We start from the raw sequence: 12,939 nt of genomic DNA on the forward strand, positions 1-12,939 counted from the left end.
GAAATAGGGATATATTTACGATGATTAATAAAATACTAGCAAGTCTACTACTGGCGGCCGTGATCACTACGCCGGCCTGTGCGGTCACACAGAAAAAGGCACTGCCGCCGACGGTCGGTGTCGGGGATTATGTGGTTAAGGTGGAAAACCCCACTTATCCCCAAGGCAAGGGGCCGCGTGTCTCCATTGACCAGGCACATCATAATTACCAAACCATGGCGGATCGTTTTCAGGGCTTTGCCGAGCTGATCAAGGCCGATGGCTTCGTACCGAGTCCGGGGACGGCTAAATTCAGCCGTGAATCTTTGGCGAAAACCGATATTCTGGTGATTTGCAATGCGCTTAATAAGGCCAATGTCGATAAATGGGCCTTGCCGGTACTCTCGGCTTTTAGCAACGAAGAAATTCAGGCGGTGAAAGACTGGGTTGATGACGGCGGCTCCCTGCTGTTGATCTCAGATCATATGCCGTTTCCTTCTGCGGTGACAGATATGGGGCAAGTTTTTGGCGTCGAAGTACAAAGCAACTTCGCCTTTTACCCCGATTTTGTCCCTAACACAGGCAATATGAATCTGATGCGCTTTTTCCAGTATCCGCCGGCGGAGGAAGGCATAGTGCAGGGGGGCACCTTATTCGGCAACCGGATCACCGAAGGCAATAAACCCAGTGAAGCGGTGCCTTTTGTGATCACTTTTACCGGACATGCCTTTCGTATGAAACCTGCGGTGCCCTTTACCCCTGTGATGCAGTTAGGCAAGGGCACCAATATTCTCTGGCCAAGCGTGGCCGACCAAATGGGACCGACCACGCCATCTTCCGGCGGCGACGGTTTATATCAGGGGGTGGTCTTGACCTCAGGTAAAGGCCGGGTGGGGATCTTTGGCGAAGCTTCGATGTGGTCTGTCGGTTATGCCAATTGGGAAAATAATTATCCCATGGGCTTTAACAACCCCCAGGCCAAGCATAACCAGCAGTTTATCCTCAACGTGATGCATTGGCTGGCCGGGGGCGTTTAAAAAATCAACGGCCAGTTGCGGCAACACAGGTTTAATGACGGCAATTTTTCAGCAATAACAGGCAGGCGGGTATGAAAATATCGGATAAGGAAAAAGCTTGGTTCCCTTTTGGGGTCGGGGATACATCGGCGCAGCGCCGGGTCTTTTGTTTGCCCTTTGCCGGCGGCGGGGCCTCTTTTTACCTGCCCTGGCGCAAGGCAACGCCGCAGGGGGTGGCCCTGGTGCCGGTGCAGTATCCGGGCAGAGAAACCCGCCTCGATGAGCCCTGCCACCTTGAGCTTGACCGGCTCGTTGATGAACTTGCCCGGGCATTGTTGCCTTACCTGGATCGCGCCTATGTGTTGGCGGGATACAGTTTAGGCGCCAAGGTGGGCTTTTCATTGGCCCATCGCCTGGCCGCTCTCGGGGCTCCCGGGCCCGATTTATTTGTTGCCATGGCGCATAACTCGCCGGGAAATGAGTCGGGGCATGCAGGGGCGGCTCAGCTGCCGGATGAAGAGTTCAGGGCGTTTCTGTTGCGCTACGGGGCGGCGTCGGAGCAAGTCTTTGACGATCCGGAACTGGCGCAGATGTTTTTGCCGGTTTTGCGCGCCGATATCGGCCTGGTCGACTGCCCCGTGGAACAAAGGCCCCTGGCTTGTCCCATTATTGCCTATGCCGGCGAGCAGGATGAGATAGTACCGCCGGTAAAAATGCAGGCCTGGCGGCAATTTACCGGCGACGACTTTGATTTGCACAGCTTTGAAGGCGGGCACTTTTTTAGCAAAACCAATAAAGCGTTTTTATCAAGGTTTGCACAGGATATCGCGTTAGCTCAGGGCAGCTAAGCGCGATAAATAAAAATAACTTTAAGTTGTAAATGTTTACATTAAATTTAAAGGAAATCGGATCATGGAAAAAATTAACAGCGCACCGGGGCAATCAGCCCCGCAATGGCAAAACTGGAGCCGCAATATTGTCCATAATGCCCCGACGGACGGTGCAGATTTTTATTTTACCCCGACCACAGAAGCCGAGCTCAGGGAGATAGTGCTTAAGGTTGCAGCCATCGACGGGGCGACCCTGCGTGTCTCCGGGCAGCGTCATTCCCAGCCCGCTTTAGTGACCCGGGATAACCGGGGAGACGTTCCCGTTCAAGCCAAAGACTATCTGGTTGATATGTCGTGCTATGTCGATTTGGGAGCCAATAAAGATCAAAGTATGGTGGTCGATGTCGCCAAAAAACAGGTGACGGTCAATGCTGGGGTACGTGAAGATGATCTCGATGCTTTTTTAACCAAAAATAACCTCATCATGAAAACGGTCACCGCAGGTGGTTTTTTCAGCATCGGCGGTATGACCGCGGTCGATGTACATGGCGCTACGGTGCAGGAGTCTATTTTTGCCGAAACGGTTGCTTCCTTCTCTGTGATGCAGGCCGACGGCACCATCAAGTATATCGATGCCGATGCAAGCTTTGACAATGTGTCGCTATTGCAGTTGATCCGCGTTTCTTTGGGGGCTTTTGGCATTGTGACCTCAATGACGGTTAATGTGCTCGACCGCCCCTATGCCACCACGCTTAAGCCGAGCAGGGAGCTGTTCGGTCCCATAAGGGCCAGCAATTTACGCAAAACCTTTATCGATAAATATCAGACTTTATTGACAAGCCATAACAGGGTTGAGTCTTTCTTCAATCCTTATGCCGACAATATCCTTTCTTCAAGCTTCCTTGCCCTGAACTGGGATCTGGTGGCAGATCCGGATGAAAAAGTGCCCAATGTCGGCACAGATCCCGACAGTGCCTGCGAACTGGCAGGCAACGGGGTTTTTGGCGCCCCCTATTTGCAAATCGGCGAAGAAGTGGCGGAGTGGGCAGCCATTGCCGCACAACAGGCAAGCTCAGACGCGGCTGCCGCCCTGATCAACTGGGTGGCGATAAAGAATATTCAAAGCCAGGTGGATGCGGCAAATGCCAGATATTCGGATCTGTGGCTGAACAATGCCGCCCGGGTGGCCTTTATGTCTTATTTTGTGCCTTTGCCGAAAATTGATGCCGATGGCCTGGCTAAAGCCTGGGAAGGTTTGGCGGTGGTGCGCGACTATGTTATCGAAGGCGGTAATTTCCATATTGCCGCGCCGATGGAATTTCGCTTTGTCAAAGCCTGCGATGCCGCGTTATCGGGCACCTTTGCCCTGGATCCTGAGACCATGTTTATCAACCTGGATTTGATTTGCTTCGTCGAGGAGCAGGATGCCAATACCCCGGGCCTGAAGTACACCGACGAGTTATTGCGCTTTTTCGCCCATGTCGAGCGTCGCTGGGTTGAACTGGGGGGCTTGCCCCATAACGGCAAAATGTATGGCTTTTATGATCCGAGCAACCCGGATGAGGAGTCTTTCACCCAGCCTTTTAATGCCAGTTTTATCTCCTATACCACAGGGCAGCGCATCGAGCGCGGCGCGCCGGTACCGGCATTTAAAGCTTATCGTCAGTCGGTGGATCCAAAAGGGCTTTTTTATAACCCGTATTTGCAAACCCTGTTGGGTTAGCGGCCATAGCCGGCGGCGCCATCGGTGCTGCCGGCACTCGGGGGACCATAATCTGTGGTTCGGTGAATGTCTAGGAACAGGGAAGGATGAAATGAAAAAATATTTACTACCAGGTCAAAAAAACGGCGTTATCGCCTTAGCGTCGATGCTGGCTTTTTCATCGGTGGCGGCAATTCCTGATAGCGTGACGGCAGGCAAAGGCCTGACGCTGGAGCAGTCATTGCGCATTGCTATCGCCAACTCCTCCAGCCTGGTTACCGCCTCGGTTCAGGTCGACCTGGCCAGGGCCGATGAATTGTCGGCTGCCGATCCCTTTGATATTAACTTTACCACCAGCATGGCTTTCGAGCGGGTGCGCGGCTATGAATATCCCGACGAATTACAGCAGGTATCGGCGGCAACGGGGGGAGAGGTCACGGCCTCGACTTTTATGACAGATCACCAAAATAATGAGCAGTTAAAATCCGGCATCAATAAAGTCTTTAGAAACGGCGTATATACCGAGTTGAGCATAGAGCTGGATTCATCAGACAGCGATAAAACGGCGGCAGATATTGCCGATGTGATACCGGCTCTGGAAGCGACCGGGTTAAGGTCCGGGGCAAGAGTCGGGGATTATTCCCCAGTACACCCGTCGACCATCCAACTGACGGTGAATGTGCCTTTGATGAAGTTTAGCGGCGAAAATAATATTGCCGCCGCCAACGAAAAAAACTTCCGCTACCAGCGCGAGGCCGCCGAGATGGATTTGAATCAACAGGTGGCGACGATTATTCAAGAGGTTTTTACCAGCTATTGGGCCTATGAAGCAGCGTTAACCAAGTTGAAGTTTACCCGGGAGTCGAAGGCGCTGGTGGATCTCTGGCTGGCCAATGTCTCTGCCTCTGAACAGGCTTCAGCGGCGGGGGCGGGCAAACATATCAGCTATTTAAGCGGTTATAAAACCGAATTGAGCGTAGATGTCAGTAAAGCGAAAGAAGCGGCCAATGTTGCCAGAAGCAAACTTGCCCAGGTATTGGGGGTATCGAGCAGCGATGCCAGGAAAATCACTAAACTGGCCGATGATTTCCCCCTCGACTGGAACACGACCCTGGCTTATTTCGATCATGCCAAGATAGCAAAAAGATGGCATGCCCTGGCCGAAGCCAACCGTTTTGATCTCAAAGCGGCCAAATTGCAACTCGATGCCGCCAAAGCCATTTATGCCGGTTCGAAAAATGATGAGCAAGATAAACTCGATTTGTCCTTTGTTTTAAAACAGGAAGGTCTGGGATTGGGAGGCGATGAGTATGTCGACTTTTCCTCCTTTAATGACGGGCGCAGCGATCTCGGCTATACGGTACAACTTTCCTTTGAAAAAAAACTGGGCAATTACAAAGCCCGGGCCCAGGTTGATAAAACCCGGCATTTAAGGCGGCAAAAAGACGCCGAATACAATAATGCCCGGCGCAGCATCGAGATTGCGGTCGATTCCGCCATCACCTCGCTTTATAACAGTTTGGTAGCCTTAAAAGCGGCCAAGCAGCAAAGTCAGCATTATCAGACGGCGTTGAACGGCATCGTCAGCAACAATACTTTTGCCCTGGCAGATGTTTATGACCTGGTGTCGGTTGAACAGGCGCGGCTGCAGTCGTTTACCGATCATGTCACCGCCATACAGAATGTTGCCGATGCCATAGGTAATGCCCGTTTTCAAACGGGCACCATGATCAAGAAAATAGGTGATATCCAACAGGTTGAAGTGAATGACCTGACCAGGTTGCCTTAAGTTTGTATATGTATAGATGAGGCCAGACAGCTAACTTTTAACTATTACACGGGACACAAATGATGGAACATATCAGGGATCATAAAAACAAGCAGTTACCGGATAGCAAGAACTCTTTAGCTTTTGGTGGCGAGCGTACCCGTTTTTCGGTATCAGATTCAAGACTCGTCAGTTTGCTGCAACGGGCGGGGGAAGATCATTGCAATAAGGGCTTTGTGTCCGTTGGCGCCGACGGCAACTTGACGCGCCGCCATTATGGTGAACTCCTGAGCCGGGCAGGAAAAATTTGCGGCGGCCTGCAGCAGGCAGGGCTTGAGCCGGGGCAGAAAGTTTTATTGCAGATAGAAGATGCCGGCGATTTATTTACCGCCATGTGGGGCTGTATTTTGGCCGGCGTGGTGCCTGTTCCGTTAAATGTTGCCCTGACCTATGATGATCAGAATCAAACACAGAAACTGGTCAATGTCTGGCAGAACTTTGACCAGCCGGCAATCCTGACCTGCGCAGCCTTATCCGGGCCGATCAGCGACGTCAGCCGGTTTTTCGCTGCCTTTATTCCCCGGATTTTAAACCTGGAAGCCTTGCAGCAGGGGCAAGCGCCGAGCCGGTTTTATCAGGCGGACCCCGAAGATGTTGCCGTGCTCTTTCTGACCTCCGGCAGCACGGGTATTCCTAAAGGGGTACCGCAAACACACGGCACTATTTTGGCTATGGTAGACGGCACTATCGAGATGAATGGCTTTAGCCAAGACGATGTGACCCTGAACTGGATGTCGATGGACCATGCCGGCTCGCTGGTTTTTCTCGGGGTGATGGGGGTGGCGCTCAAATGCGACCAGTTCCATGTGCCGATTTCCTACGTACTGCAGCAGCCGCTGCGTTGGCTGGACTTGATCCACGAGCACCGGGTTTCTATTTCCTGGGCGCCCAATTTTGTCTTTTCGCTGTTTTTGGAAAAACAGCAGGAACTTGCTGACAGGCATTGGGATTTATCCTGTATGCGCTTTATGGTCAATGCCGGCGAGGCGATTGTCAGCCGCACCGCCCGCGACTTTATCCGCCTTTTGCAGCAGCATCAATTGCCCCTGGATGCGTTAAGGCCTGCTTTTGGCATGGTGGAAACCTGCTCGGGCATTACCTGGTCAAGGGGGTTCACCCTGGAAAACAGCCACGATGATGACAGTTTTGTCGATCTCGGCCCCTGTATTCCCGGCGCCTCTGTCCGCATCGTCGATGACAACGATCAGCTTGTGCCGGAGCAGCAAAGCGGCCGGTTGCAGCTGAAAGGGCCGTCGGTGTTTTCCGGCTACCACAACCAGGAAGAGCTCAACAGCAAGATCATCAAGGACGGCTGGTTAACCACGGGGGATTTGGCCTTTTTGCGCAACGGCCACCTGTTTATCACCGGACGCGAAAAAGACATCATTATTCTTAACGGCAATAATTTTTACTGCCATGAAATTGAAGGGGCAGTAGAGCAGCTGCCGGCCATTACCCGGGGCAATGTCGCTGCCTGCGGGGTCAATGTTGCCGGTAAAAATACCGAGCAGCTGGCCATCCTCTATCACTGCGAGCAAAGCGAGCATGCCGATCTGATACAGCTTAATAAAGCGATCCGCAATCAGCTGATGCAGGTGGTCGGGGTGTCTCCTGCCATAATGATCCGTTTGGAGCCAAAAGAGTTTCCGCGCACCGCCATCGGTAAAATTCAGCGCCCCAAACTGAAAGAATTGCTTGAACAGGGAGAATTTTCCGAGCGGAATCTGGTGCAGGAAAAGCGCTCCAACAAGGTGCGCAAGGCCAAAGCCGGTTCAGCGCTGGCGGATCAAATTGCCGCCATTTGGTGTCAGGTGCTTGAGCTGGATGAGATCAGCTACGATGATACGTTTTTCGAGTTGGGGGGGCATTCCTTACTGGCCTTTCAGGTGCAGGCGGAGCTGGAAAAATTAATCGGCAGGCAGATTGCCATTGTCGAGCTGTTTAACACCCCGACCGTTAACATTATGGCGGAGTATTTCAGCGCAGAGCAAAAAGATGCGCAGGCGCAGCAAGATGCGACCCCTTCGGGGGATGGGGCCCCGGCCCAGGATATGGCGATTGCCGTTATCGGCATCGCCTGTCGTTTGCCCGGCGCCGACGGGCCAGAGGCCTTTTGGGATAACCTGAAACAGGGTATAGAGTCGATCAGCTTTTATGGCGCCGATGAGGCGATCAAAGCCGGGCTGACACCCGAGCAGGCCGATAATCCCGATCATGTACATGCCGCCCCTGTGCTGACAGATATTGAAGGTTTCGATGCCGATTTCTGGAAATACTCTCCCCGGGAAGCGCGCATTATCGATCCCCAGCAGCGGATCTTTTTGGAAACCGCCTGGGAAGCTTTTGAAGATGCCGGTTATACCCCACAAAGTATCGGGCAGGTAGGGGTCTTTGCTTCAGCGGGCACCAATACCTACCTGCTCAATAATATTTTTGCCAACAGCGACTGGCTGCAGCGGGAGAACCTGGGAGAGCTGCTTACGGTAGATTCCACCAACGGCTTTAATGTCATGATCACCAACGACAAGGATTATTTGCCGACGCGGGTTTCCTACAAGCTGAATTTAACCGGGCCGAGCGTCAATGTGCAAACCGCCTGTTCAAGCACCTTAGTGGCGATCCACGAAGCCTGCAAAAGCATACGCTCGGGGGAATCGGCAGTGGCTTTGGCGGGAGGCTGCGCCGCTATGCTGCCGCAATATGCCGGACACTTGTATTCCGAGGGCATGCTGGTTACCCCCGACGGCCATTGCCGGGCTTATGACGCCGGCGCAAGCGGCACCATTTTTGGCAGCGGCTCGGGTGCGGTACTGCTCAAGCGTCTGGATAAAGCCGTTGCCGATCGCGATCATATTTATGCCGTGATCCGTGGCTCTGCGGTAACCAACGACGGCGGCCAGAAAATGGGCTTTACCGCGCCGAGCATGATGGGGGAATACGGTGCTGCCCGTAAGGCCCTGGACCGGGCCGGCGTTTCGGCGGATACCTTAGGCTTTATTGAAGGGCACGGCACCGGGACGCCGCTGGGGGATCCGATCGAAGTACAGGCCCTGAGCAAGGCGATCCGCCACGATTCGGGCCGTAACCAGTTTTGCGCGCTGGGCTCAGTGAAAACCAATATCGGCCATATGGGCATAGCCTCGGGGATCGCCGGGGCATTAAAAGCGGTACTGGCAATCAAGCACAAGCAGATACCGGCCACCCTGCATTATGAGACGCCGAATCCGCAGATTGATTTTGCTTCAAGTCCCTTTTTTGTCAACGACAAATTATTGCCGTGGCAAACCGACGGCATACCGAGGCGTGCTGGGGTGAATTCACTCGGTATCGGCGGCACCAATGCCCATGTGATCTTTGAACAGGCGCCCGAACAGGCGCCCGCAGCTGAGATGGCAGCTGAAACGCCGGACATTGAAATCCTGCCCCTGGCGGCAAAAAATCCGGCAGCCCTGAACGCCCTGACGGAGAAATATATCGCCTGGTTAACACGGCATCCGGATACCCGGTTACGCGATATTTGTTTCACCGCGCAAACCGGGCGTGAGCATTTCCCCTGCCGCCGCGCTTTTGTTGCCGCTAACAGTCAGGCGATGTTAACCGAACTTGAACGCGGGCTTGGTGAGGCCGTCAGGCAACATGATACCGCTAAAGGGCTGGTATTCTTATTTACCGGACAGGGGGCCCAGTATACGGGCATGGCACAAAAACTCTATCACAGCGAAGCTACCTTCAGGCAAGCCCTGGACGAATGCGCAGCTTTGTTTTCACCTTACTTAGAGCATGACTTGCTTGAGGTGATATTTGCGGAGTCGGAACATAACGGCCAACTGTTACAGCAAACCGCTTATACCCAGCCGGCATTGTTCGCCATCCAGGTTGCTTTGCTGCACTTGCTCGAAGAGTCTGGCATTCAACCGCAGGCCTTGATTGGACACAGTATCGGTGAGTTTGCCGCAGCCTGGTTTGCCGGCGTCTTTAGTCTGGAGGATGCGGTCAAGCTGGTGGCAACGCGCGGGCGCTTAATGCAGTCATTGCCTGAAGGCGGTGCCATGGCAGCAGTCTTGACTGGCAAGGCCCGGATGCAAGATATATTGGCGCAAAGCGGTATCAAGGTTTGTCTTGCCGCGAGCAATGCCCCCGACAACCAGGTGATTTCCGCAGATAAAGTGAACCTGGATGCGGCGATAACCGTATTGCAGGATGCAGGCATTACCGTTAAACGCCTGCCGGTCTCTCACGCGTTCCACTCGGCCTTGATGGAGCCCATGCTGCAGGAATTTAAACAGCTTGTCGAACAGGTATCGTTATCAAGACCCGGCGTGACCTTTATTTCAACCCTGACGGGGGATGTCGTTGATGAAGCTTTGGCAAGTACGGATTACTGGGTACGGCATGTGCGCGAAACGGTTAATTGCCAACAAGCCATTGAGCAGGCACTGGCCATGGGACACCGCGCTTTTGTCGAGCTCGGCCCCCACCCGGTGATGTGCGCTTTCGGCTGGCAAATCGCCGGGGATGATGTCCCGGCACTTTGGCAGCCTTGTCTAAGGCGCAACAGCGACGACCGGCAGAGCCTGCAAACGGCATTGGCCGCCTTGTATCAGGCCGGCTGCGATTTGGACTGGGGCAAACGCAATCAGGATAACCCCGGATACAGGGTGCCGCTGCCGACTTATCCCTGGCAGCGGGTAAGGCACTGGATTGAAGCCAACCGGCAACCTGGTTTGGCCGAAGCGGCGCAGATAGATCCCCTGCTGGGGGAGTCTATCGCACTGCCGCATGTCAGTCAGCAGCTGTACCGTTGCCGCTTTGACGCTAACCGTATGCCTGAACTGGCGGATCACCGGGTATTCGGGCATATGGTGCCGCCAGGGGCTATCTATGCCGCGAAAATGATGCGGGCGGCAATGGACGCGGTTTCCAGCTCCCGGGTCCGGCTTGACAACCTGATGTTTATCAAACCCATGGTGGTTAAGGAAGATGCCTGCCGGGATGTTCAGGTGATTTTGACCCGGGAACAGCAGGGAATGAAATGTGAGCTAAGCAGCTGCAGCGCTGGCGACAATACCCTGGATACCCGCACTCAGCTGCATGCCAGGGCGCAGGTGGTCAAATCGACCGATGCCGCGAAGTTTGTCGATCTCGACGCATTAAAAGCCGCTTGTCCTCAGTCAATAGCTGTAGCGGCACATCAGGAAAAAATGCAGGCTATGCATATTGAGCTGGGGGCGTCGTTTGACTGGCTAAGCTCGATTCAAACGGGGCAGCATCAGGCCCTTGCTAGGATTACGCCGCCCCCGGGGATGTCCGCCAGCGATGCCGCCCGTTTGCATCCGGGTTTGATTGATGCCCATTGGCAGGTGCTGATGGAAGCAATGCCGGGAGGAACTGAAGGGACGCTTATTCCCTTTTGCCTCGATGCCTTTATTTGTCACGCACTGCCTGAAGAGGGGGAATTATGGTGTCACGCCGAGTGGCAAGCCGATATGCAGCAGGAGGGGCGCTTTAGAGGCAACATCAAACTGTTTGACGATGCGGGCAAGGTCTTGCTTGAGACCTTAGGGCTGGAGTTGCGCCGAGCCGATGAAACCGCTATCCGCTCTGCTCTGGGGCCGGGCATTAACGACTGGTTTTATAAAATGGATTGGCAGCCGGTCGCTTTATCTGGGCAAAACGAAGCCGGCGGCGATTGCCTAATTGTCGGCAGCCATCCGCTGGCAAATGCCTTGTGCGAACAGGTGCAAAATCCAAACACAGCCGTGACCTATATTCAGGGACAGGGCTCGCGCCAGCAGGTGGCGGCCGATGTTGCCGAAGTTTTAGCGGTTTCAGACACCATAAAGACGGTTATTTTTATTGCCGGTAACTACCCGCTCGAAGATGCCGCTACGGGATGCCAGCAATTTTTAGGGGTCATCCAGGCATTAAAGCACCATGGCGGGCATGGTTTGCGTCTGCTCCTGGTCACCCATAATTGCCGGCAGGTCTCACTGTCGGATGTTGACAGCAATATCACTCCTGATAGCGCGATCAATATCGCACATGCGCCTCTGCCGGGAATGGCGGCGGCATTACAACATGAACTGTCCCGGTTATCCGTGCTGTCTCTGGATTTGGAGCAGCAAGCCGAGCAAGCTCAGGCACTAGAGGCAATCGCAACCTGTATCTTCAGCCGGGATAATTCGCAACCCCAGCTTGCCTGGCGTCAAAAGAACTATTATGCCCCGGCGCTGGCGGCTTTGCCCTATAAAGAGCCGGCAGAAAAAGTGACGTTGTCGGCAACGGATGTTCAACTGGTGATAGGCGGTCATGGCGGCCTGGGCATGGCGCTTATTCCCTGGCTCGCCGATTGCGGCGCCCGCACCATAGTTGTTGCCGGGCGTCACGCCCCGACACAGGCATCGCAGGCATTATTTGATGTTTTGGCCGGGCAGGGAGTGAAAATAGCGCATATCCAATGCGATGTTACCGTATCTGCCGATGTACAACACCTGGTGCAAAATGCAAGGGCATACGGTGAGCTGCAATCTGTTTTTTATCTGGCGGGGGTACTCGATGATGCGCTGGTGGAAAACTTGGATGAAGCGAGCTTTAACAAGGTGTTGTTGCCCAAACTCTCGGGGGCCTGGCATTTACACCAGGCGCTAGGCGACTGCCCGATCGAGTTTGCAGTGTTCTTCTCTTCCGTGGCATCCGTGTTCGGCTCAGCAGGACAGGCGGCTTATGCGGCGGGCAATGCCGCTTTGGATGCGCTGGCACATTACCGCCGCGGGCAGGGGCTGGCGGCATTAACTATCAATTGGGGGCCGTGGAGTGATGTCGGTATGGCCGCCAATATGGATGAGCGCCATAAAAAACGTTTGCTGGCCCAAGGCTATCATACCATAGCGCCAGACGATGGCTTGAGTGCTTTGGCCTTTGCCATGGCTCATGCGAGAGAATATGCGCAACTGGTGGCGGCGCCGATCGAACCCGGAAAAATCAGTGAATTGCCGGGTCAGCGGGCATTGCTGCGTGATCTTGCCGGTGCCGGGGCTAAGCCGTCTGTGGCAGAAAAATCGCCGCAACCTGTGCTGGTAGCTGAGTTGGCAGATATGGCGATGCCACAACGTATCAAACGGGTTGAGCACTACTTGCTCAACCTGGTAAAAGACATGTTGCAGGTTGATCTTGCACAGCAGTTAGATGTCGATAAAGGTTTGTTTGATCTCGGGATGGATTCTATGACAGCGGTAGAGGTAAAAGACCGGCTGGAGCGGGATATAGGTTGCAAGCTAAGGTCTACTCTGGCTTTTGACTATCCGACGATCAGGAAAATGGCTGCTTATCTGGTGGAAACCTTATTTGCCGGTTCGGTGCAACAGGCAGTTGAACCGGAACAAGGTGAAGCGGAGGCCGGGCTTGAGGACTTGTCAGAAAAAGAACTGGCAGAAATGTTGATGCAGGAGATAGGTTCCAAGTAACCCTGCAGCCATGAAAAAGATTGGGGAAGTGGTTTTGCTCTGTCTGCTATGTTGCTGCTTTTTAAGGAGAAACATATGCAGCGGTGACAGTGTTGATCAAAACGGCAATCCCGATATGCAG

Annotated in this window: 5 protein-coding genes; all 5 read left to right on the forward strand. The window is 53.9% G+C overall.

Translation table 11 applies throughout. From position 1 onward, the window contains the following. The first annotated feature begins 20 nt into the window (after nucleotides 1-20). The 5 genes from QL234_RS25760 (at nucleotide 21) to QL234_RS25780 (ending at nucleotide 12,818) form a co-directional block, all read left to right on the forward strand. Nucleotides 21-1,016: a hypothetical protein gene (locus tag QL234_RS25760; protein ID WP_281560631.1), complete on the forward strand. Its 996-nt coding sequence runs from the start codon at nucleotides 21-23 to the stop codon at nucleotides 1,014-1,016. Between the two features lie 71 nt (nucleotides 1,017-1,087). Beyond that, nucleotides 1,088-1,843 (forward strand): alpha/beta fold hydrolase, encoded by a 756-nt coding sequence (locus QL234_RS25765; RefSeq protein WP_281560632.1) that lies wholly within the window; start codon nucleotides 1,088-1,090, stop codon nucleotides 1,841-1,843. A 64-nt stretch (nucleotides 1,844-1,907) separates the two neighbouring features. Continuing rightward, nucleotides 1,908-3,548: an FAD-binding protein gene (locus QL234_RS25770; protein WP_281560633.1), complete on the forward strand. Its 1,641-nt coding sequence runs from the start codon at nucleotides 1,908-1,910 to the stop codon at nucleotides 3,546-3,548. Nucleotides 3,549-3,639: 91 nt separating this feature from the next. Further along, nucleotides 3,640-5,316: a TolC family protein gene (locus tag QL234_RS25775; protein ID WP_281560634.1), complete on the forward strand. Its 1,677-nt coding sequence runs from the start codon at nucleotides 3,640-3,642 to the stop codon at nucleotides 5,314-5,316. A gap of 59 nt (nucleotides 5,317-5,375) precedes the next feature. Beyond that, nucleotides 5,376-12,818 (forward strand): type I polyketide synthase, encoded by a 7,443-nt coding sequence (locus tag QL234_RS25780; RefSeq protein WP_281560635.1) that lies wholly within the window; start codon nucleotides 5,376-5,378, stop codon nucleotides 12,816-12,818. Nucleotides 12,819-12,939 lie beyond the last annotated feature (121 nt).

This window comes from Thalassomonas sp. RHCl1, from assembly GCF_947387555.1.
GTDB lineage: Bacteria > Pseudomonadota > Gammaproteobacteria > Enterobacterales > Alteromonadaceae > Thalassomonas.

Coding starts and splice junctions, on each gene's coding strand:
- QL234_RS25760 (WP_281560631.1), top strand. CDS start 21: ATGATTAATAAAATACTAGCAAGTCTACTACTGGCGGCCGTGATCACT.
- QL234_RS25765 (WP_281560632.1), top strand. CDS start 1,088: ATGAAAATATCGGATAAGGAAAAAGCTTGGTTCCCTTTTGGGGTCGGG.
- QL234_RS25770 (WP_281560633.1), top strand. CDS start 1,908: ATGGAAAAAATTAACAGCGCACCGGGGCAATCAGCCCCGCAATGGCAA.
- QL234_RS25775 (WP_281560634.1), top strand. CDS start 3,640: ATGAAAAAATATTTACTACCAGGTCAAAAAAACGGCGTTATCGCCTTA.
- QL234_RS25780 (WP_281560635.1), top strand. CDS start 5,376: ATGATGGAACATATCAGGGATCATAAAAACAAGCAGTTACCGGATAGC.